Raw genomic sequence first — 22,339 nt, 5'->3', positions numbered from 1 at the left:
GCCCCATCGTCCGTCGAATCACTCGGCCGCTTGGAAGCTTGGCCGAGCCGGAGGACATATGAATTCGCGCGCCTTCGGCGTGACGCGCCGCACGCGCGAATACTTACCATGGCAGGAGCGCCTCCTCCTGACACGGAGTGATGAGAGAGAATGCCGAACTTGCCAGCCAAGTCGAGGACCGGCTAACTCAGCTTGGCAGTCGGTTCGACGGATGTCTGCCGCAGTGTTGTGCCGTCGGCCGCAGGACATGGCGGTTCGCAGGACAGGAAAGTCCGGAATCATGACGATGGACGCTGGGAAAGCCGCTGCCGGCGGGATGGACGAAAGTGCCCGGCCCGGGGGCCGGACGGGGCGTCTCAGCCGCCGGTCGTTTCTGGCCGGCTCGGCCGCCGGGTTCGGCGCGCTGGGGCTCGCCGGTTGCGCGACGACCGACGGCCTGATCCTCGCCGAGGCAGCGAAAATCTACGGTCCGATGCCTGACGAGAAATTCCCGATCCCGGCCACCGATATCAGGAAGGTCGACCCGAAATACTATCGCCGCACGGTGCGCTACGAAACCAAGGAAGCCCCCGGCACGATCATCGTCGATCCCGGCAACTTCTATGTCTACCGCATCGAGGAGGATGGGGCCGCCACCCGCTACGGCGCCAATGTCGGCCGTGCCGGGTTCCTGTGGAGCGGTGACGCCTATGTCGGCCGCAAGTCCGAATGGGCGACCTGGACACCGCCCAAGGAGATGATCCGGCGCCAGCCCGAGGTGGCCAAATACGCCCGCGGCATGCCGGGCGGCCTCGACAACCCGCTGGGCGCCCGCACCCTCCATCTCTATCAGAACGGCGCCTATACGCTCTACACGATCTACGCCAGCAGCGAGCCTGACTCGATCGGCTCGGGCATCACGAGCGGCTGTGTCGGCCTGCTCAGCCAGGACATGATTCACCTGTATTCGCGGACGCCGGTGAAGACGAAGGTGGTCGTCCTCCCCGCGTAGGGAATAACGGCCGGCTCCTCACTCCAACCTCACCACCACGCTGTCGCTGGCCCCCGACGCGTCCATCACCGAGATCCTGGCGAAGCCCGCGCCGTCCGGTGACCATTCCGATTGGCGCCGGGCGCTCTCGGCGACGGGCAGGCTGTTGACCATCCAGGTGAGGGGCGGCACCCCGCCCAGCGCCTTCAGGGCGAGGCTCGGCACGGGGCCGGGTTCGGCGAGGCCGAGATCGATCCGGGCGCCGTCCGGCGGGTAGGCGATCTTGAGGGCGGAGCCCAGGGCCGCCGAGAGGGTCTTGGGCACGTCCCTGCGGATGTGGCGCAGGGGAGGCGGCAGGCCGGCGGTGGTGGTCACCAGGGCATCGCGGGGCATCGGCACGGAATCGGGCTCGCCGCCGAAGCGCGAGAACGCGTCGAACAGGATCGGCGCGGCCACCGCCCGCCCGACGAGACCCGGCACGGCGTTGCCGTCCGGCCGCCCGACCCAGACCGCGATGGTGACGCGCCGGTCGAACCCCACCGCCAGGGCATCGCGATAGCCGTAGGACGTGCCGGTCTTGAACGCGATCCGGTTCGGCAGCGCGTTCTCCGGCGGCGGCGCCCCGCGCAGGGTATCGGCGACATACCAGGCCGCCACCGGCTCGATGACGCGCAGCTCCGGCGGGGGCGATGCGGCCGGCCCGTCGAGGCGGCGGATCAGGTCGGGCACCGAACCTCCCCGGGCGAGGCCGGAGAACAGCCGCGCGAGGTCGGTGAGGGTGATGCCGAGGCCGCCCAGAGCCACCGGCAGGCCGGGTGCCGTGTCACGCGGCAGGTCGATCCGCGCTCCCGCGCCGCGCAGGCGGGCGATGAAGCGGGCGGCACCCACCGCCTCCAGCAGGTCCACCGCCGGCACGTTCAGGGAAAGCTGAAGCGCGCGCCGCGCCGTGACGGTGCCCTGGTAGCTGAGATCGAAATTTTCCGGCGCGTAGGAGCCGGCAAAGCGCACCGGCCGGTCGTCGAGGAGGGTCTCGGGATGGGCGATGCCGTTCTCGAAGGCCAGCGCGTAGATGAACGGCTTCAGGGCGGAGCCCGGCGAACGGATCGCCCCCGTCATGTCGATGGCGCCCGACCGGCTGGCGTCGAGATAGCCCGCGCTCCCCACCTGGGCGATCACCGCGCCGGTGCGGTTGTCGATGGCGAGGATCGCCGCCGAGATACCCGGCCCCATGGCAGCGGCGCGCTCGGCCGCGAGCCGTTCGAGGCTCGCCTGCAATCGCCCGTCGAGAGAGAGACGCTGGACCCGCGCGGCGGGATCGGCGGCTACGGCTGCTTCCGCCGCATGGGCCGCCAGCATCGGGAAGGGCTTTCGCTGGTCCGGCACCGGTTCGGCCTTGGCGGCCTTCGCCTCGGCTGGCGTGATGACGCCGCGCGCTGCGGCGATGTCGAGGACCCGGTCGCGTGCCTGCCGGGCGCGGGCGGGAAAACGATCCGGCCTGCGCGCCTCCGGCGCCTGCGGCAGGCCAACGAGGAGGGCGGATTCGGCAAAGGACAGCCGGGCGGGCTCACGCCCGAAATAGGCGAAGCTGGCCGCCCGCAAGCCTTCCACCGGGCCGCCATAGGGCGCGAGCGCGAGATAGAGGTCGAGCACGCCGTCCTTCCCCAACCGGCGTTCCAGCTGGAGCGCCCGCACCATCTGGCGGAGCTTGGCGGCAAGCGAACGCTCGGGTCTTGGTTCCACGAGGCGGGCGACCTGCATCGACAGGGTGGAGCCCCCCGAGACGATTCTGCCGTGGCGGAGCCATTGCCACGCGGCGCGCAGGGTCGCGGCCGGGTCGATGCCGTAATGGTCGGCAAAGCGCCGGTCCTCGTAGGCCATCAGCATGGCGAGCATGCGCGGATCGACCTCCGCCCCCGTCACCGGCAGGCGCCAGCGCCCGTCGGCGGTGGCGAAGGGGCGCAGGAGATGGCGGTCCCGGTCGAGGATGACGGTGGAGCGGAGACTGGCCTGGGTCAGGTCGAGGGGAGGGAGGGTCGCGACGAAGCGCCAGAGGGCGAGGGCGGGGAGGAGGAGGAGGAGGCCGATGACCACGTAGATCGGACGAAGCGCGAGGATCTCCTCCCCCTTGTGGGGAGGAGTTGGAGGTGGGGGTGGTTGCGTAGAGGTCGCACCGCATCCGGCACCACCCCCACCCCTGACCCCTCCCCACAAGGGGGAGGGGAAGCGCGTCAGCGCGCGACCCATGGCCCTATTTCGCGCTCACCTCGACCGAACCGAAGGCGGTGCGGCCGAAGCGTTCGGGGCGGTACATGTCCTCGATGGTGGCGCCGGGATGGACGTAGGTGCCCGGCGAGACCGCCCGTACGGTATAGGCCACCGTGAAGAAGGCGGATTGCTCCGGTGACCGCTCGTAAGCCGCCACGAAACGGTCGTCGCGGAACTCGGTGCTCACCGGCTGCACGTCCGACTTGGCGAAGGCGAGCCCCGCCAGGGCATCGGAATCGAGGAGCTTCGGGTTGTCGATCTCGATGCCGGCGGGAAGGCGGTCCACCAGCAGGAGGCGGCCGGCGCTGGCCTTTGACTCGGTCACCTTGAGCACCACCACGAGGCGGTCGTTCTGGCGAACCCCTTGAGCGAGATCCACCACCGTGCCGTCGAGGCGGTGATAGGTCCGCTCGATGGCGTAGTCGCGCGATTCAGCCGGCTCGGGCGCGATGGGATTGCCCGATACGCTCACCACCGTCTGGGCGGCGCTTGTCCCATCATTGGTGATGGTGACGGTCCTCCCATCGAGGGCGGGGGCGCGGTAAAGCCGCGAGACCGGGCCTGATTGCCGCGTGCCGTCGACGCTGAAGCGCAACGCCTCCGCGTCCTTGGCAAGGCCCTCGGCGGCCAGCACCATCCAGGCATTCTCCTGAGTGCTGGTGAGGCGTCCGCTGGCGCGCTCCTGGGTGATGACCTGACCCAGCGGCCGGATGGTCTCGCGGGCGAGGCCCGTTTCTGCGGCGAGGGCGAGAAGGCCGGCCCCGTCGCGCAGGCGCGAGCCGTAATCGGCGCGATAGGTCGAGGTGTCGCGCGCGGATCCGAGCGCCGTTACCGCCGACTCGAAGGCCTTGGCCGCGCGGCCCCTGTCGCCGAGGAGTGCCAGAGCCGCCGCGATCTGGCCGCGTCCGAGGGGAGTCGCGAACTCACCGAGCTTGGTATCGGCGAGGTAGCGCAGGTCGCCCATCACCGGGCGGCCGTTGCGAGCCAGAACATAGGCCGCGTAGGCGATGTCCATGCCGCCGTCACGCACCTCCGTGGTGTTGGCCACGGTGTTGCGCAGGCGGTCCAGGGCATTGGCGAAGGCGGTCTGAGGCACCGCGAAGCCGCGTTCGCGGGCGCGGGTCAGGAAGTCGGTGACGTAGGCGTTGAGCCAGACGTCGCTCGACCCTCCGACGCTCCATAGGCCGAAATCACCCGACGCGTCCTGGCGCGAGAGCACCCGGTCGATGGCCTCCCGCACCCGCTCGTCGACCTTGTCGTCGATGCCGAGCCTGTCGAGGGAGGCGAGCTTGTTGACGTAGAGAAGCGGCATCGCCCGGCTCACGGTCTGTTCCGAGCAGCCATAGGGATAGCGGTCCAACGCCTGGAGCAGGGCGGGTACGTCGAGGGCGGCGAGCGAGGAGGCCGTCACCGAGACCGACCCGGTGCCGGGGAGGATGTCGGCCAGGAGGTCGCCCGTCACCTGCAGGCTGGCGCCGGGTTCGAGGGAACTCACCGAGCGGCGGACCAGGGCGCCCGTGCCGGGGCCGATGTTCAGCGAGAAGCTCTGGCCGACCGTGCCGGTGATGCCGGGGCCGGACAGGTTCACGTCGAGCCGCGACAGGCCAGGACCGGCGGCGGTGATCGGGATCACCAGGGAGCTCTTGGCGCCCGCCTCCAGCTTTAGGGTGCTGTGGACCGCGCCGGCCGAGACCAGGACCGGGCCGGCGAGGTCGAGATCCACGGTGTAGTCGCCGGCCTGCCCTTCGACATTGTCGATGGCGATGAAGAAGCGCGAGCGGTCGCCGACATTGAGGAAGCGCGGCAGGGTGCCGGTGAGCACGACGGGATCGCGGATGATCACGTCGGTCTGGGCCGAGCCGACCCTGGTCCTGCTCCAGGCGGTCACCATCACCCGGCCGGTGCCGTTGAAGGCGGGCAGGGGGAAGTCGACGCTGGCGCGGCCGTCGGGGCCGACGACGACGACACCGGAATAGAGCGCCAGCGGCGCCTGGGTCGGGGGCGAATCGGAGAGTTCCGCCGCGCCGCCGTCACCGCCCGAGCGGATTGCGCCGAGCGTCCCCTGCATGCCGTCGATCAGGTATCCGTAGAGGTCGCGGATCTCCGGTCCCAGCGCCTTCTGGCCGAAGAAGTAGCCGAAGGGATTGGGCGATTCGTAGCGGGTCAGGTTGAGGATGCCGACATCGACCAGGGCCACGCTCACCCGCGCCTCCTCGCCGGAGGCGAGGCCGGCGAGCTGGATCGGCAAGGTCAGGGTCTCGCGGGGCCGCGTGGTCGCGGGCGCCCCGACGGTCACGGCGAGGCTGCGCTTGTCGGTATCCACCGAGAACCAGACAAGGCCCAGCGCCCGGCCCGGCAGGCGCTTGGCCGCCTGATCGAGGGGCCGGTAGGCGGTAGCGACGAGATAGGCGCCCGACCCCCATTCCGCCTTCACGGGAATGTCCACCGTGGCGCCGCTCTCCGGCACCGTGACGTCGAGGATGTCGTGGACCCTGTCGCTCACCACGGCGAGGGTGGCCGTGCCCTTGAAGCGCGGCTGGAGGCGCGCCCTCAGAGTCTCGCCGGCGGCATAGGTCGGCTTGTCGAGCTTGAGATCGAGGAGGTCGGGCACATCCGCGGTCTCGGACCCGCCCCAGCCCACGGTGAAGGTGACGCTGACCGTGGCCTCGGGCCGGCCGGCGACCAGGGCTTCGAGGCGGTAGGTGCCGAAGCCGACGGCGGAATTGACCCGGCCCGGCGCATCGGCAGCCAGATCGAGCCGCCCGTCGGCGATGCGCCGCGTCGAGGTCACCGGCTCGAACGACCAGCGCCCGCCCTCGCGGTACCATTGGTAGTTCCGGTCGACCTTGGACAGGGTCCAGGCGACGCCGTTCTGGGGAATTCTCCGTCCGTCGGGGCTCGCCATGACCACGTCGAACGTGGCGACACCGCCTTCCGTGAGGTCACCCGAAAAATTCTTGCGGATGGCGAGGACGGGACCGGAGGGCAGGATCGGCAGGGTGAGGCTGCGGCTCAGCGCCCGTCCGCCCGGCTCGCCGACCTGAAGGGTGATCTTCGCCTCGGTGGGCCGGGGCGCGCTCAGTGCCTGGACCGGGACGGTGAGCGTCGCCAGCCCCTTGGCGTCCGTGGTGGCCTTGGCTTCGATCTCGGCCGAGGTCGCCTCCACCTTCTCGTCGTCGAGGCCGATGGAGAACCCGTCGAGGCCCTTGATCCCGCTCGTCGCAGCGGCCTGGACCAGGACGGTGCCCGAAACGTCGAGGCCCGAGCCCGGCGCGCCATAGAGGTAGCGCGCGGCCACGTCGATCGTGGCCGGCTCACTCTTCGTCAGGGTCGGGCTCTTCGGGGTGAGAGTGACCTCCAGGCGCTCGGGTACGTAATCTTCGACGAGGAACGTGGCTTCCCCGACAGGCGACGCCTTCGCATCGGTATAAGCGGCGATCCGCCAGGTGCCGTGCATCGCGCCCGGCATCAGAGCGAGCGGCAGGGCGCGGCCGCCGAGGCCGGCATCGGCGACTTGGACGCGGCGATACTCGACCCCGTCGGGCCGCTTCACCACCAGGGTGAGGGGAAGGTTCGGCACGGCGATGCCGGCAGCATCGCGCAGCAAGGCCGTGACCTGAACGGTCTCGCCGGAACGGTAGACGCCGCGCTCGGGGAAGACGTAGGCCTCCACCGCGCCCGGCTGCGGCCGGCCCTTCACGCCGCGATCGGTGAGGTCGAAGGCGCTCTGGGAGAAGTCGAGGAAGCCGTAATCGTCGCCGAGTTGCGCCACGACGAGACCGGGCGCGATCCCCCCGTCGCCGCGCGCGAGGCCCGGATCGAAGGCGACGTGGCCCTGGCTGTCGGTCTTCTTCGTCGCCAACACCTCGTTGTTGCGGGCCACCAGACGGATTTCGGCGCCGGGCACCGTCTTCGCGCTCGCGAGCGACCGGGCGAAGACGTGGATGCCGTCGCGGCCCTTGAAGGCGGTGAGGCCGAGATCCGAGACGACGAACCACTGCGTGGCCTGGGCCTCGTAGCCGCCATCCTCGTCCGTCGAGGCAGCGACGCCGCTGGCCTGGGCCAGCATGATGTAGATGCCGGGCTCCAGCTTGCCGACCGCCTGCAGCACCGGGAAGGCGGTGACGGCCTCGTGATTCAGTTCGGCCTTGGCCGTATCGAGCGTGCCCTTCCAGACGCGGGTGCCCTTCTGGTCGGCGATGGTCTTCGCGGTCATGCCGCTGAGCTGGCCGAGGAACTCCTCCGAGCGCAGGGATGGCAGCAAGCCACGGTCGCCGACGCGCAGCACCTCCACGTCGATTTTCGGCGCGTTCACCGAGACCAGAGGCACGCCGGCCTGGCCGGTGCGCGGCAGGACGTAGTTGCGCCCGGTGAAGCGCACCTGGGGCGAGCGGTCCCGCACGTAGACTTCGTAATCGGCCGATTTCAGTAGGGCCTCGCCCACGGAGGACGGGATGCCCGAGCGCAGCACGAAGGCGTAGCGCTCGCCATGCTTCAGCCCGTCCACGCAGATCTGCTGGCCGCTGCCGGTGACGGCGGCGTTGGCCGCGCCCGAAACGGCGACGAACGGCGTGAAGTCGGTCTTCGGCGCCAGGCTCTCGGAGAACTGGAAGCAGACGCGCGGGGCGGCGGCGTCGGAATCGACCTTGTAGTCGAGGATGCGGAAGCCGTGCTCGGCGCGCAGACTCTCGTAAGTCTCGCGCACCGTGGCGTCGTCGGAGAGCGCGAGGCTAGCGCGGTAGGCCTCGAGGGAGGGCCGCCACTCGGATTCATCGGCATAGACCTCGCCCAGCGTTGCCAGGGCCTCGGCCTCGGCGGCGGCACCGCGGGCCTTCAGATAGGCCTGATAGGCGGCGGCCCGAGCCTGGCCGCGCAGGGTCCGGCGGTAGGAATAGTCGCCGGTCTGCTCGTCATTGCCCACCGTGCTCGCGGCGCGGGCATAGGCCAGCCAGTTCTGCGGGTCGCCCGCATCGGCGGCAACGGCGCCGGCGAGGGGCTTGAGGGCATCGGCCGGCTTCTCGGCCTCCACCAGGGCCTCGCCCTCGGCCCGCAACTTGGCCGCCGGCTTGGTGAATCCCGACGTGGCGGAATCCGCCTTCACCGTCGCTTCGAGACGGACCGCGTCACTGGCCAGCGCGTCACGCACAAAAGCCTTGGGGGATGGCGCTGGTTTTGGGGTCGCGATCCGCGCCACCGGCCGGTCCGGCGCCTGGGCGAAAGCCGGTGCCGCGCCGAGGCCGCCGACGGCCAGGGAGCCGGCGAGAACGCTTCCGGCAAGAAGGCCTCTGGCAAGAAAACTTCTGGCAAGACGGGCGGTCGCGCGCCCGAGCCCGGTTGATCCCGACATCGCCCACCTCGTCCTCGGCGGCATCCGATCCCCCCTCGGTGCCGCGCCGGACCGTAGCACCTCGCGCGGCCGCCGCAATGACGCGTTCGCCCTGACGATCCGCTGGAAATCGGGCGATCCCTCTGTCACACCTTCGCAAACGGTATCGCCAAAAGGCCATCGGGGAGCGTGGACCATGACGCAGCGCGCGCGATTCTCCTGGGTTGCGGCGGCTCTGGCCCTCCTCGTCCTGCCGGTTCAGGCGCAAGGTCCCGCTCAAGCGCCCGCCCGCCCCGCCCCGGCGGTCGACCCCGCCTTCGAGGCGGCGAAGGCGGTCTTCGAGCCCCTGCCGGAGGCGGACAGAAAGGGCTTGCAGGATGCCCTGATCTGGACCGGCGACTACAACAGCGTGATCACCGGTACGTTCGGGCGGCGCACATACGACGCCCTGCTCTCCTACCAGAAGCGTGCCGGAAACCCGGCGCCCGGCTTCCCCGACGCGAAGATGCGGGCGGCGATCCTCGCGGCCGGCGACATGGCCCGGAAGGCGTCGCGCTTCACCGTGAAGCCCGATCCGGCGAGCGGCGTCGTCATCGGCGTGCCCGAGCGGCTGCTCGCCAAGCGCAGCCCTCAGGCCGGCGGAACCCGCTGGCAGAGCGGGGATGGCCGCGTCACCCTCGACACGAAATCCTTCGCCCCGGAGGAGACCGGTCTCGACGCTCTGTTTGCCCGCGCCACCGCGCCGGCCGCTGACCGCAAGGTGACCTACAAGATCAAGCGGCCGGACTTCCTCGTGGTCACCGGTGAGACGGCAACGGGCAGATCCTACATTCGCTATGCCGCCGGCGTGGGGGGAATTCGCGGCTTCACCATCGGCTACGACAAGGCCCTCGGGCCGGATGTGGATCGCCTGGTCATCGCCATCGCCAACAGCTTCGTGCCGTTCCCGGAGACGGCCGATGCGGCTCCTGCCCAGGTGGCGGCCAAACCGAGCGGGACGCTCGACCGGTCCCTGCCGGGGCCGGCCGCGAGAGCCCTGCCACCTCTGTCCCGACCTGCGGCGACGACAGGCATCGGCCTCGTCGTCGCCCCGGGGCGTGTCCTGACGAGCTCCTCCACCCTGGAAACCTGCGCGGCGCCCCGGATCGCCGACATGGCGGCGCGCATCGTCAAAGTGGATGCAGGGCGGGGTCTGGCGCTTCTGGAAGGGGCCGGCGTGAAGGGTCGCGTCGCCCCCCTGGCCGCAAGGGGGAGTGCATTGACGCCGGGCGACGCGCTCGTGGTCCTGGGTGCCGATGCGGGAGGAGGCATCGCCGTCTCGTCGGGCCAAGCGGGCCAGGAGCGGCTCTCCGCACCGCTTCAGCCCGGATCGTCGGGGGCCGTCGTGCTCGACCGGGACGGCGCCCTGGCGGGCCTCGTCGCCCGTTATCCGTCGTCGCCCCGTCTCGTCGCCGGTGTGGCGCCGCCGATGAGCTACCCCCTGGTCGATGGCCGCGTGGTGGTGGCGTTCCTGGCCGAGAACGGCATCTCGCCGATTACGGCCACCGACAGGTCGGGCTCGACCCTAGGTGCGGTCGCCTCCAGGGCGGCCGGTTCGGTGGTCGGCCTCACCTGTCCGTAGGGAACGGGCTCGGTCCCTCTGGACCGCAATGTCCCTGATGCGTGAACGGCGGGGCGCCGGAACACCCCGCCGGTTCGGACGTGCGATCAGAGACGTCCCGTGACCAGAAGCACGATCAGGATGATGATGAGGATACCGCCCAGACCGAAGCTCTGCCCGCGATAAGCACCTCCACCGAGGAAGTTACCGCCGCCGAGGACGGCGAGGATCAGGATGATGAGCAGGATGGTGGTCAGGGTCATGGGAAAGAAACTCCGGTCACGCCCAACCAACATTGCTTGAGCTTGACCGGTGAAACGCCCATCCGCCGATTCCGTTCAACGCTTGCGCGTCTCAATGATGCAGATTGATGACGGTGTTGCAGGAAAGTCGATGTCAGGCTCGCCAGTCCGGCAGTTCGCCCGCCGTTTCCGTGAGCCAGGCCGGCACCGGCAGCCCGCGCTCGGCGAGGAAGGCCGGGTTGAACAGCTTCGACGCGTAGCGCGCCGCCCCGTCGCAGAGGATCGTCGCGATGGTGTGGCCGGGGCCGAGAAGCCGCGCCAGCCGGATCGCCCCGGCGACGTTGATTCCCGATGAGCCGCCGAGACTGAGCCCTTCCTCGCGCATCAGGCCGAACACGATGTCCAGGGCCTCCGTGTCGGGGATGCGGAAGGAATGGTCCGGTCGGAACCCTTCGAGATTGGCCGTCACCCGGCCCTGGCCGATCCCTTCGGTGATCGAGGAGCCTTCGGCCTTCAGCGTTCCGGTGGTGTAGTAGGCATGCAGGGCCGATCCCTCGGGGTCGGCGAGCGCGACGGTGACGTCGGGCTTGAGCGCCCGCAACGCCTGGGCGGTGCCGGCGAGCGTGCCGCCTGTCCCGGCCGCGCAGACGAAGCCGTCGATCCGCCCCTCCGTCGCGGCGAAGAGCTCGGGGCCGGTCGTGTCCACATGCGCCTGCCGGTTGGCGACGTTGTCGAACTGGTTCGCGAAGAAGGCGCCCGCCGGTTCGGTCGCTGCCAGACGCTCGGCGAGCCGGCGCGCCACATGCACGTAATTGTCCGGGTTGGAGAACGGCACGGCCGGCACCTCGACGAGGCGGGCGCCGGCGAGGCGCAGGGTCTCCTTCTTCTCGGCCGACTGCGTCTCCGGGATGACGATCACCGTGCGGTAGCCGCGGACCGAGGCGACGAGGGCGAGCCCGATACCGGTATTGCCCGCCGTCCCCTCGACGATGGTGCCGCCCGGCCGGATCGATCCGCGCCGCTCGGCATCCGCGACGATGGACAGGGCGGCCCGGTCCTTCACCGACAAGCCCGGATTGAGGAACTCGGCCTTGCCGAGGATGGTGCAGCCGGTGAGGTCCGAGGCACGGCGCAGGTGGATCAGCGGCGTTCCGCCGATGGCGGCGAGGACGTCGCCGGAGAGGGAAGCTTTGCGCGTGGTCATGACGGGGCGGGCGTATCCTGCAGAGGAGGGATCGACGAGCGGTTCGTCGGGGACGACCATGACCGACACCGCGCCCCGCGGCCACCCTCCCTCACGCGGATCGCAGAAAGGCACGCCGATCGGTCGAGAAGGGGTTGCCAAGCTGAAAAGGAGATTCTAGACACCCCCACCGACGGCGGAGCGCACAACTCTCCCCCGGTCAGGTCGGCGCCCGTAGCTCAGCTGGATAGAGCACCAGACTACGAATCTGGGGGTCAGAGGTTCGAATCCTTTCGGGCGCGCCATTACTAAAGCCGGTTTCCAGACCGGCTGAAAATACCAGGGGCAAGCCGGCTGTTCGCGCCGTGAGGGCCCTGGACGTTCAAGCCGATCCCGTAGTCCTCGGCATTGCTTTTCCAGCCAGATCGATCGCTGCCGCCGGCCACGGCTCCGCGGCTGACGGATGAGGCGGGCCGAAGCGGCTCTCGAAGGCCTTGGTCCTCGGTGAACTGCTCAAGTGCCTGCCGAAACACCGATCCCACATCGGATCTCGGCATCTTGGCTATGCTCGCTCGCATTGACGAGACATTGCTTCCTCCCACTCAAGTCATTGGAATACCGCAGGCTTTCGGCTGCCGAACCAGTGGCCGACTTTGCGAAGCGTATGAGACGATGGCCCGCGAGATACCGCCTTCGGCAAAGCCGCGCAGGCGGGCGCGCCGAGCAGAGAACCTCGGCAAGGAGCGGCTGCCTCGATGCCGCCGGCGCGATGGTTCGTCCACCGGGACAAGATGCGTCTGGCGGATGTAGGGGGATGGCGGATAATGCGTTAAGCACTTGATGGGGGAGGAACATCTGCCATGAACGAGAGCCCGGAGCCGTCCTCCTCAGCCTCGGATCCCGCCGGCCGGCTGTCCGAGGTGTCACGCCTCGCGAGCCTTCTGGCGGACCGCGTCCTGAGCGCACAGATCGCCAGCCAACCCATTCCAAAAGCTCACATTCACGCCTTGCTGGATGCGGCCATCATCCTCGAAAAATACGAGGTCCGGCTGCCGCCGCTGCTCGAACAGATGGTCGAGACGCTGGAAGACGAGGATGCCGGGAAGCCGGCCGGGACCGAGGCCGAAGAGCCGGCGACCGAGCCTGTGGAGGGCGAAGAGGCCGATGCCAAGCGCCTCGCCTGGTTGTTTCGTCCCTTCCAGGGGACGAAGAGCTGAGCAGGTTCGCATCGGCGAGCCGACGCTTGACCTCGCTCAAGCCTCTGAAACGTAACAGGTTTTGGTGGTCGGCGCCGGCTGGGTAAAGCCCGCGCCCTGAGCGCCGCAGGAGGAGGTGGCGTTCTGGAGGCGATGCGCGAAAGAACGTTCGGACGGCGATAAGGGTAAGGCAGCGTCATCGATGGTCGCGCGACGATCGATGGTCATGCCGCCGTTCGCGCACCGCAGTAGAACTCGGCGATCTCCTGGATCAGGTCGCGCCTCTGCTCGTCGATCAGGTCCGGAAGGATGTCGTCACCTTCGCCGTCGATGGCCGAGAGCAGGCGGAGGTCCGGGAATACCCCCTCGAACGTGACCAACACCTCCGCCTGTGCGTAGGAATCATGGGGGTCGAGACAACGATGGCTCATCATCGGGCAAACGGCGCTCAGTGGGGTCCAGAACGAAAGTGCCATACACCCGGCCCGGTTAGGGTAAAATATAGCATGATAATGCTTATTGGCATATCGAAGCGGCACACCGCCACAATCTGACCGGCCCTCCCGGAGGGGACCGGCGGCTTGGCCGATACCGCCATGCACGGCCCCGTTTCGACCGCCACGCGACCCCCTCTTCGACCGCCATCCCTCGGCCCTTGACCGCCGACCCTCGATCCGCCGCATGCGCATGGCGGAACGGCGCATCCTCCCGATGGTTGTCGGCGCGGGGGGCCTCACATGCGCGCAGTGATCTTCGACATCGACGGGACGCTGCTCGACAGCGTGGATCTGCATGCCCGGGCCTGGGTCGAGGCCTTCGCCCATTTCGGGGTGGAGGCCGATTTCGTCACGGTCCGGCGCCAGATCGGCAAGGGCGGCGATGAACTCATGCCGGTGTTCCTGCCGCCGGAGCGCGTGGAGCGCGAGGGCAAGACCATCGAGGCCTACCGCTCCGACCTGTTCAAGCGCGACTATCTCGACCGGGTGCGGCCGTTCCCCGGGGTGCGCGCCCTGTTCGAGCGGATCGGGGCGGCGGACATGCGGATCGCCCTGGGGTCGTCGGGCAAGAAGGACGAGGTCGAGCATTACCAGGAGATCCTGGGCATCGCCGATCTCGTCGACGTGGTGACCACCTCGGACGACGCGGAGCGCTCCAAACCCCATCCCGACATCTTCGAGGCGGCCCTGAAGAAACTCGCCCCCCTCGAGGCACGCTCGATCGTTGTCGTCGGCGACACCCCCTACGATGCGGAGGCCGCCGCCAAGGCCGGCCTGTCGACGATCGGCGTCCTGTGCGGCGGCGTCCCGGCGGCGGACCTTTCGAGGGCCGGCTGCATCGCCCTCTACCGCGACCCGCAGGATCTCCTCGACGGGTTCGATCGCTCTCCCCTCGCCGCCACCTGACGTGAGCTCATCGGGCCGGGGCCCGGTGGGAGCGACGGGGAGGGGGCTCGCTTCGTCGCAGCCCGGAACAGGCACGAGTGGTCGTTCTTGTCAGAGCGACACTGCGCACCGCCGGGATGCGAAGCAATCGGAGCCGAGAACGATGATGATGATTCGACAAAGCCTTGCCGTCATGGTGGCTGCACTCATCGCAGGCCCGGCTTATTCTCAAAGCAAGCCTCTGGCGCCACCGGCAAGCGATGCGATGCCGCCGGTCGAGCTGACGGTGACACTCGAAAACGGAAAGCCCGTCTGCGCACCGGCCGAGCTGAGATTGCCCGCCGATACGAATGTGGAGCTCCATATCGTGAGCACGGCGAACGCCCCGGTGACGATCACCGCCGAGGGCCAGTTCGAGAACGCCAAGGTGCTGCACGCGGATGGCGACCTCGTCCATGTCATGAGCGAGAAGGGCTACACCGTGAAGCAGAACGGCAAAGGCGTCCTGCGGCTGCGGACGATGAAGGCGGGCGAGACGGCCTATGGCTGCACCAGCACCCGCAATGCCGACGCTCCCTTCGTCGGCAAGCTGATCCTCACTCCGCCCGCCGGATGACCGGGCGACGGGCCGTTCACTCTTATTCAAAGCCTGTTTGAGGTGTCGTTCCAAGCGTTTACCTCATCCTGAGGTGCCGCGTAGCAGCTTTGAGGGAGCCTTCCAGGGATCTCTTTGGTGTCTGGAGCGCTCCTTCGAGGCCCTTTGCTCGAGCAAAGGGCACCTCAGGATGAGGTGGTCTGCTTGGATGATCTGCTTTCGCTTGAGCAGTCGTTGGAAAAATCAGACCAAGCAGGCTTCGAGAGGCCTGCCTGCGGGACTGCGCAGCGGCGGCCGTCAGCCCGACATATGGGGCGAATTCACACAAACTCGGCATAATACCAAGCGGCGCTGATCCCGACCGATGGTCGTTCTCAGCGCGTTCGGCGGACGCCCGCCGCCGCGCGGTCGCGCGGGCGGTGGACGATGAGTTCTCCTCATCGTCGGCCGGCATAAGCCCCGATGTTTGGCCTCGCGCCGGGGATCGGCCCGTCGGGGCGCTCGCGATCTGCCAAATTTCTAAGTGTCTCTCACAAAACTCCCGCTGCGCCGTCATGCTCCGAGGAGAAACGACCGTGGCCGGGAGTTTTGTGAGGCACTCTAAGCCATGTTTTAACCGGGAAGCCTCAAGACCTTCGCCTCGAGCGCTGTCGATGCGAGCCATCACCCTGACCGGCCATCACGGCGCGAACAATCACGCTCGATTGTGAAGGCGCGAGACGATGGCCGTACCGGGTTCAGAACAGACCAGCCGCAGCGACGGCAAGACCGCCCTTCTGTATCAATTCCAAGGTCGCGACGGGACGTACCATTTCGCCGGGGAGGACCATATCGACGGGGTCCTGATCGGCTCGAAATGGACGATCGGCACGCTGACCTACAGCTTTCCCGCGAGCGGGAGCTTCTACGAAGGGTCAGGCTACGAGAGTGATCCGCACCAGAGTGGCGACCCCGTCTACCACCAGCCCTTCAATCCGCAGCAGCAGGAGGCGACGCGCTACACCCTCGACCTCGTGGCCTCCTACACCCACCTGACCTTCCAGGAGATCACCGAGACCGCCACGATCCATGCCGACCTGCGCTTCAGCCAGACCTTCTGGAAAGAGGAGAACTCGGCCCATGCCAACTTTCCGTCGAGCAATCCCGAGGCCGGGGATGTCTGGTTCGGAACCTACTCCGACCAGCCGTTCTACACCGTTCCGGCGATCGGAAACTGGGGGCTGGCGACGACCATGCACGAGACCGGGCATGCGCTCGGCCTGAAGCATGGCCATCAGGATTATACAGACGCCCCCCTGAATGCCGAGCTCGGCCTCGTCGGCAGCCCGCCCCGCTACGGCACGGCGGCGCTTCCCCTGGAGAAGGACGGGCAGGACTGGTCGCTGATGACCTACCGGTCCGACCCGACCAATTTCGACCATCCGTTCGAGGGCGAGGGGTTCAACCAGCCTCAGACCTACATGCAGGACGACATCGCCGCCCTGCAGTTCCTCTACGGCGCCAATTTCCAGACCAACAGTGGAAACACGACCTATCGCTGGGACGCCAAGACCGGCGAGATGTCCATCGACGGCATCGACCAGGGCGTTCCGACCTCCAACAAGATCTCGATGACGGTCTGGGACGGCAACGGCCGGGACACCTACGATCTCTCCAATTATGCGACCGCCCTGGACGTGGACCTGCGCCCGGGGGCCTTCTCGACCTTCTCCACCGCCCAGCTCGTCAACCACCAGGCCTATAGCGGCGGCGACGCCATCGCGGTCGGCAACGTCGCCAACGCGCTCCTGCACCAGGGCGACCTGCGCTCCCTGATCGAGAACGCCATCGGCGGCGGGGGGCATGACAGGATCGTCGGCAACACGGCCGATAACCGCATCGACGGTGGTCTCTCCTCGGACAAGATGTTCGGCCTTGCCGGAAACGACACCTACCTCGTCGATAACGGGCGCGACATGGTGGTGGAGAGGGCCGGCCAGGGCACCGACTTCGTCCGCAGCACCGTCTCCTACGCCCTCGGCGAGAATGTCGAGCACCTGATCCTCATCGGCGACGCCGCCAGGGCCACAGGCAACGATCTGGCGAATGCCCTGCGGGGCAATGCGGGCGGCAACGTGCTGAATGGCGGGGCCGGACACGACCGGCTCTACGGCAATGACGGCGCGGACACGCTCCTCGGCGGCCTGGGCAACGACCGCCTCGATGGCGGCGCGGGCAACGACACCCTCAGCGGCGGATGGGGCCACGACGTTCTCATCGGCGGCAGGGGCAGCAACGTCCTGACCGGCGGGCGCGGCGACGATGTGTTCTTCCTCGGCGGGGGCGCCAACCGATCCGTGTTCGGCCTCCATTCGGGCGACGACACGCTGTTCGATTTCAGCGCCGCGAGCGGCGACCGGATCGACCTCTCCGGCCAGAGCTATTCCGTCGGCCGGTCCTCGGACGGCTATGCCCTGCTCACCCTGTCGGGCGGGGGAACGGTCGAACTGGATCACATCCGGGTTTCGCAGGTCGATTCGGGGTTCTTCGTCTGAGTCGGTTTCCAGTCGATCGGCTCTAATGCGGCCGAGACTTCCAGCCGGGAAGAATTCCGGCCGGGAATACTGACGCAGGTCCCCTCTGCTGAAACGAGAGGGATAGGGTGAGGTGCGTGACCTTTCCGGAGATGGACCACACCTCACCCCGCCCCCGCCTCCACGACACTCACCACGCTGCGGCCGTTGCCGCGCTTCTCCACCCGGACCTGTACGGCGATGCGCTCGATCATCGCCGCCACATGGGTGATGACCCCGACCTTGCGACCGCGGCCCTGGAGCGTCTCCAGGGCGTCCACGGCGAGGTCGAGGGTCTCGGCGTCGAGGGAGCCGAAACCCTCGTCGATGAAGAGGGTGTCGACGAAGGAATCGCGGCCCTCCAGGCCGGACAAAGCGAGGGCCAGCGCCAGGGAGACGAGGAAACGCTCGCCGCCCGAGAGGCTGCGGGTGGCGCGCACCTCCTCGCCCATGTCGCGGTCGACCACGTGGAGGGAGAGGTTCGCCGGGTCGCCGCGCACCAGCCGGTAGCGCGGGCTCAAGGCCAGCAGGTGCTCGTTGGCGAGCCGGACCAGATGTTCGAGCGTCACCCCTTGGGCGAAGAGGCGGAACTTGACGCCGCTGGCAGAGCCCACCGCCTCGTTCACCGCCTCCCAGACGGCGTAGTCGGCCCGCGCCTCGGCGATGGTCGCCTCCAACCCGGCCGCCCGCTCCCGCGCCGCGTCGTCCCGGTGGAGATCGGCGGTGATGGCGCCGAGGCCCTGCTGGTGGGCGGTGATCGTCTCGGCGAGGCCGGAGGCCGCCGCCTGCGTGGCGGGAGCGTCGATCTCCGGCGCATCGAGGAGGAGGGCGAGGTCGGCCCGCCGCGTCGCGAGGGCGGTCTCGGCCTCGCGCGCCTCCAAGGTCCGCCCATCGACGGCCTGGCGCAGGGAGGCGCGGATCTCCGGGGGCAACGCCAGGGCCTCCCGCACCGCCGCGATGCCGCGCGGGGCGCAGGCGGCGAGGTAAGCGGCATCGGCCTCCTCGCGCTGGCGCCGGGCCGCGTCGCGGGCGGCGGCTCCGTGCTCGGCCGCCGTCACCGCCGAGGCGAGGGCGGCCTGGGCTGCGGCGCGGGCCTCTTCCGCCTGTTTCAGCGCGTCGCGGGCGAGTTTGCGCGATGCGTTGATGCGGGTCCGGTGCGCGCCCGTCTCCTCGCCGCCGAGGAGGGGCGCCCGCTCCGCCCGCAGACCGGCGAGCCTGTCGGAGCGGATTAGCGCCTGGTGCCCGGCCGCGTCGGCGGCGGCGCGGGTGAAGCCCAGGGCCTCGGCCGCGCCGGCCCGCCGGGAGGCGAGGGATTGCGCCTCGCGGTCGAGCTCGTCCCGACGGCGGTCGAGGGCGCGGTGTTCGGCGGCGACCTTCGCCACGCGCTGGGCCGCACCGGCCCCGTCCCGGTCGAGATCGGCCAGGGACAAACCGGCGCCCGCGAGATACGGCGCGATCTCGCGGCCGAGGGAGACGACCCGCTCCGTGAGACCCGAGACGCGGACCGTCTCGCCGTTGGCGGTGAGTTCGGCGAGACGCAGGGCCTCGCGCTCGGCGGCGCGGGCCAGTTCCGCCGCCTCGATCTCACCGGCTCCCGCCTCGATCCGCGCATTGAGGGCGTCGATCTCGCCACGCACTATCCCGGCCCGCTCCAGGGCGGGGAGCAGCGGGGCGCGGGCGCGCTTCAGGGTGTCGACGAGGGCCAAGAGCGCGGGGGCCGCCTCGGCATCGAGCCGTTCCGGGATCGTCCCGTCCACCCCCGCTTCGCCCCGCGTCGCGAGGAGGTGCGGGCGCAGATCGGCATAGGCGGCCGCCGCCCGACCCTGCGTAGCCTGTGCGGACGCCGCCACCTGTTCGGCGTTGCGCAGCCTCGCCCCGGCGGCGGCGCGGGTCGAGGCGGCTTCCGCCAGGGTTTCGCGGGCGGCGGCGATGGCCGCGTCCTGCTCCGCGCGCTGCGCTTTGAGCGCCTCGGCCACCCGCCCCAGCCCATCCTGGTCTCGGGCATGCGGATGATCGGTGGCGCCGCAGACCGGGCAGGGCTGATCCTCCACGAGCAGGCTGCGCAGATGCGCCGCCTGCTGCGAGACGGCCTCCTCGGCGAGCTCCGCCAGGGGGGCGACGGCCTTACGCATCTCGATGGCACGGGCCTGCCGGGCGGCGGCCTCCTCCCCGGAGAGCTGTGCGGCCTCTTCGTCGCGGCGGGCGACCTCCGCCTCCGTCACGGCCCGCTCGACGGTGAGGGACGCCTCCCCGTGGCCGCGCGCCAGGGGCAACGCCTCGCGCAGATGCTCGGCGAGTCGGTCGATCGTGCCCAGGCGCGCCCGCGCCGCGCCTTCGCCGATCTGGTCCAGGGCGGCGGCGAGGCTGGCCCGGTGCTCGGCCGCTTGCGTCCGCGCGGCCTTCGCCTGCGCGATCGCCCGGTCCCCCGTGGCGATCGCGGCCGCGCGGCGGGCGGCCTCGTCCGTGGCCGTGCGGAGAGTGGCCTTGGCCTCGGCCAGTTCCGCGCTCAGGGTCGCGCGCTTGGCAAAGAGCTGTTCGGCCTCCTCCGCCCGGCCGGCGAGGAAGGCGCCGCCCGTATCGGCCGCGAACCGGGCGGCGACCTCGGCCCGCGCGGCCTCCGCCGCCGCGAGGCCGGCATCGAGCGCCTCCAGAGCCGTGCGCGCCGCCACTGCTTTGGCCTCGGCGGCGGTCGCCGCCTCGGTGGCATGGGCGGATTCGGTGGCCGCCTCGGCGATCCGGGTGTCGAGCTCGGCCGCCCGGGTCCAGACCGGGCCGAACGCCTTGAACCCGGCCTCCGACGCCTCGTCCGCCCTGGCGGCGTCGTCATGGGCCTCCCGCGCGGCGCGGGCCCGCGCCTCGGCCTCGCCGCGCGCCGCGAGAGCCAGCACCAGGGCCGCCTCGGCGGCAATAAGATCCCGCTCCGCCCGGGCCGCATTCCGCGCCGGTTCGCGCAGGGGCTCCACCGCGTCGAGTTCGGCGAGGCGCAGGCTGTCGGGCCGATGGGTCTCGAGGGCTTGCCGCGCGACAGTGAGGCGGCTCTCGGCCGCCGAGACCAGGCCCCGTGTGTCGGTGATGCGCCGCGCATGGGCCAGCGCCGCGTTCAGTTCCGCCAGTTGGCCGGAGAGCTCCGTCACCTCGGCCTGGAGCCGCGCCCGCTCGGCGTGTTTCTCCGCCCGCGCCGCCTCGTCGAGGAGGCCGACGGCGTCGCGATGCGCCTCCAGCTCCTTCACCGCGGCGCGCTGCGCCTCGGCCCCGGCATGGATCCGCTTCGAGATCTCGGAATAGATCGCCGTGCCGGTGATCTTCTCCAAGAGATCCGCGCGCTCGCCCTCGGCGGCGAGGAGGAAGGCGTCGAACTCCCCCTGCGCCAGCAGGACGGTGCGGCGGAACTGGTCGAAGGTGAGGTCGGTGAGGTCGCAGATCGCCGCGTCGACGAGGCCGGCCTTGCTGTCGCCGACGGAGCCCCCGTCCGCGAGCCGGGTGAGGGAGCGCGTCTTGTTCTGGAGGCGGCCGTTGGCCTTGCCCCGCGCCCGGTAGACCGACCACCGCGCGCAGTAGCCCTGTCCGTCCCGGCCGATGAAATCGACCTCGGCGAAGCCCTCCGTCGCCCCCCGCCGCAGGATCGCCCGCTCGTCGCCGATGGTGATGGGATCGCCGCCGGGATCGGGCGCCCGCTCGCGCCCGCTGGTCGCCACGCGCGGATAGCGCCCGTAGAGGGCGAGGCAGAGGGCGTCGAGGATGGTGGACTTGCCCGCCCCCGTCTCGCCGGTGATGGCGAAAATGCCGGTGGCGCCGATGGGGCCGCCGGAGAGGTCGACGGAGAAGGGGGCCGCGAGGCTCGCGAGGTTCTCGCCGCGGATCGCCAGGATGCGCAAGGGTCGTGGCCTCGTCTCGAATATGACAGGGGGATGCGGGGAAGGGTGTCATAGCCCAGGATGACGGGCGGACGAGGGCGATGCAGCCGCCGCGCAACGATGTCCACACGCAGCGGGATGGCGGCAGGGCTTCGAACTCGAGTGAATGGGATGTGGCATGACAATGAACAGGCCACGTCGTCATTCCGGGTCCGCATCGCGGAGCCCGGAATCCAGGGCCGCTCCGTGGGCTCGATAGGGCCCGCCCGGCGGATCTGGATTGCACGCCTCTGGCGCGGCCCTCCGGGGCCGGGCTCGCCTTCGGCGCCCCGGAATGACGGCGCGGGTGTCAAAATCGGTGTGAACGGTCCCGCAGATCGGATGGCATCAACCCGCATTCGGAGCCCTTGGGATGGCGGGCGCCCATAGTCGCTCATTTTAAATTTGGCGCCCCTGAGAACGCCGGGAGGAAACGAGCGGTCTCTTCGTAGGAGATAAAGAGATCGAAGAGTGCGGCGTCTGCCTCGTGGCGCGCTTGGAAGCTCTTCAGCGCCTGTCATGAGGCCGCATCTCACGACCTTATCGCTGACGACCCGTCCGCAATCCACCCAACCCAGCCGTAAACGGACAGGCCGGTCCCGACGCGTTGCCGACCCTCGAAAGGTCCGCTTTCCGGCCGCTGAGGAGAGGAGGATCTACGACCGGGCTGGGTAGTTCGCGGTCGGTCCACTCTCGGTTTTAAAAAATTTCGACGCGAACAGTGTGGCCAGTGCGGTAAGCTTCCGCATGTGAGGCGGTATGGCCCGGATTTCCGCTGGAACTTGCCCTGACCGATTCGCGGTGGCCGCCAGCTTTCACGGCGGCAATCTTGCGACTGACGCGCCCTCACCTGTTCGCGCCAAAGTCGATGGCCGAGATCAACGTCGCAGCGGCCGAGAACCACGGCAGCTAACCGCCCGCAATGGCCGCGCGGATGGAGAGCGCCCTCATGCAAGTCAACGTGCGGTAGACGACGCAGATCTAGCCGGCCGCGCAGGGTTGGATGTTGCCGGACTTTCCCGCCTACGATCACGCCGCCGCCGTGCGCGGTCGGAGCGAAATGCTCGCGCTCTTCAGCCGGTCCATGTTTCGGCCAAATCAAACCAGTGTACCCCTGCAGTGATTGGCAGAATTG

The 22,339-nt window shown here is 69.4% G+C and carries 13 protein-coding genes and 1 tRNA gene; 7 read left to right on the top strand and 7 right to left on the bottom strand.

The window, feature by feature from the left end; translation table 11 throughout:
* The first annotated feature begins 280 nt into the window (after positions 1 to 280).
* Positions 281 to 991, top strand: a complete 711-nt coding sequence (locus K368_RS0104215; RefSeq protein ID WP_027171290.1) for a L,D-transpeptidase — start codon at positions 281 to 283, stop codon at positions 989 to 991.
* An 18-nt stretch (positions 992 to 1,009) separates the two neighbouring features.
* Here K368_RS0104215 and pbpC read toward each other — a convergent pair whose 3' ends face one another.
* Both pbpC and K368_RS0104205 read right to left on the bottom strand, forming a co-directional pair.
* Positions 1,010 to 3,214, bottom strand: coding sequence for a penicillin-binding protein 1C (gene pbpC / locus K368_RS0104210; RefSeq protein WP_051439754.1), 2,205 nt, complete (start codon positions 3,212 to 3,214; stop codon positions 1,010 to 1,012).
* 4 nt (positions 3,215 to 3,218) lie between these two features.
* Positions 3,219 to 8,582, bottom strand: a complete 5,364-nt coding sequence (locus K368_RS0104205; protein WP_245259499.1) for an alpha-2-macroglobulin — start codon at positions 8,580 to 8,582, stop codon at positions 3,219 to 3,221.
* A 175-nt stretch (positions 8,583 to 8,757) separates the two neighbouring features.
* On the opposite strand from K368_RS0104205, the gene K368_RS0104200 reads away from it, so the two are divergent.
* Complete coding sequence (locus K368_RS0104200) at positions 8,758 to 10,182, top strand: serine protease (protein WP_027171287.1); 1,425 nt, start codon at positions 8,758 to 8,760, stop codon at positions 10,180 to 10,182.
* 86 nt (positions 10,183 to 10,268) lie between these two features.
* On the opposite strand, the gene K368_RS26475 is transcribed toward K368_RS0104200, so the two are convergent.
* Together K368_RS26475 and K368_RS0104190 are read right to left on the bottom strand one after the other, a co-directional pair.
* Positions 10,269 to 10,424 carry a hypothetical protein gene (locus K368_RS26475; RefSeq protein ID WP_018046049.1) on the bottom strand — a complete coding sequence of 52 codons (156 nt, stop codon included), beginning with the start codon at positions 10,422 to 10,424 and terminating at the stop codon, positions 10,269 to 10,271.
* A 133-nt stretch (positions 10,425 to 10,557) separates the two neighbouring features.
* On the bottom strand, positions 10,558 to 11,607 hold the full coding sequence (locus K368_RS0104190) for a cysteine synthase A (protein ID WP_027171286.1): 1,050 nt from the start codon (positions 11,605 to 11,607) through the stop codon (positions 10,558 to 10,560).
* A gap of 207 nt (positions 11,608 to 11,814) precedes the next feature.
* Between K368_RS0104190 and K368_RS0104185 the strand changes: the two genes are divergently transcribed.
* Positions 11,815 to 11,891: transfer RNA gene (locus K368_RS0104185), tRNA-Arg, on the top strand.
* A gap of 555 nt (positions 11,892 to 12,446) precedes the next feature.
* Complete coding sequence (locus K368_RS0104180; protein ID WP_036265952.1) at positions 12,447 to 12,803, top strand: hypothetical protein; 357 nt, start codon at positions 12,447 to 12,449, stop codon at positions 12,801 to 12,803.
* A gap of 36 nt (positions 12,804 to 12,839) precedes the next feature.
* Here the strand turns inward: K368_RS0104180 and K368_RS26470 are convergent, their stop codons facing one another.
* A complete protein-coding gene (locus K368_RS26470) occupies positions 12,840 to 13,010 on the bottom strand; it encodes a hypothetical protein (RefSeq protein ID WP_155935017.1) in 171 nt (56 codons plus the stop codon).
* Entirely contained in the window at positions 13,007 to 13,216 is a 210-nt protein-coding gene (locus K368_RS0104175) for a hypothetical protein (protein ID WP_027171284.1), read from the bottom strand. The genes K368_RS26470 and K368_RS0104175 overlap by 4 nt, the downstream gene beginning before the upstream one ends.
* Before the next feature lie 303 nt (positions 13,217 to 13,519).
* Here K368_RS0104175 and K368_RS0104170 point away from each other — a divergent pair, with 303 nt between their 5' ends.
* From K368_RS0104170 to K368_RS23905, 3 genes are all read left to right on the top strand, one after another.
* On the top strand, positions 13,520 to 14,185 hold the full coding sequence (locus K368_RS0104170; RefSeq protein ID WP_027171283.1) for an HAD family hydrolase: 666 nt from the start codon (positions 13,520 to 13,522) through the stop codon (positions 14,183 to 14,185).
* 142 nt (positions 14,186 to 14,327) lie between these two features.
* On the top strand, positions 14,328 to 14,780 hold the full coding sequence (locus K368_RS0104165; RefSeq protein WP_155935015.1) for an anaerobic typically selenocysteine-containing protein: 453 nt from the start codon (positions 14,328 to 14,330) through the stop codon (positions 14,778 to 14,780).
* Positions 14,781 to 15,481: 701 nt separating this feature from the next.
* Positions 15,482 to 17,293, top strand: coding sequence for a M10 family metallopeptidase (locus K368_RS23905; RefSeq protein ID WP_051439753.1), 1,812 nt, complete (start codon positions 15,482 to 15,484; stop codon positions 17,291 to 17,293).
* A gap of 143 nt (positions 17,294 to 17,436) precedes the next feature.
* On the opposite strand, the gene K368_RS0104155 is transcribed toward K368_RS23905, so the two are convergent.
* Complete coding sequence (locus tag K368_RS0104155) at positions 17,437 to 21,186, bottom strand: AAA family ATPase (RefSeq protein ID WP_027171281.1); 3,750 nt, start codon at positions 21,184 to 21,186, stop codon at positions 17,437 to 17,439.
* Between the last annotated feature and the right edge of the window lie 1,153 nt (positions 21,187 to 22,339).

It is taken from the genome of Methylobacterium sp. 10, assembly GCF_000519085.1.
Taxonomy (GTDB): domain Bacteria; phylum Pseudomonadota; class Alphaproteobacteria; order Rhizobiales; family Beijerinckiaceae; genus Methylobacterium.
The sequence above is the reverse complement of the archived record's forward strand: the minus strand, read 5'-3'. Positions and strand labels throughout refer to the sequence as shown.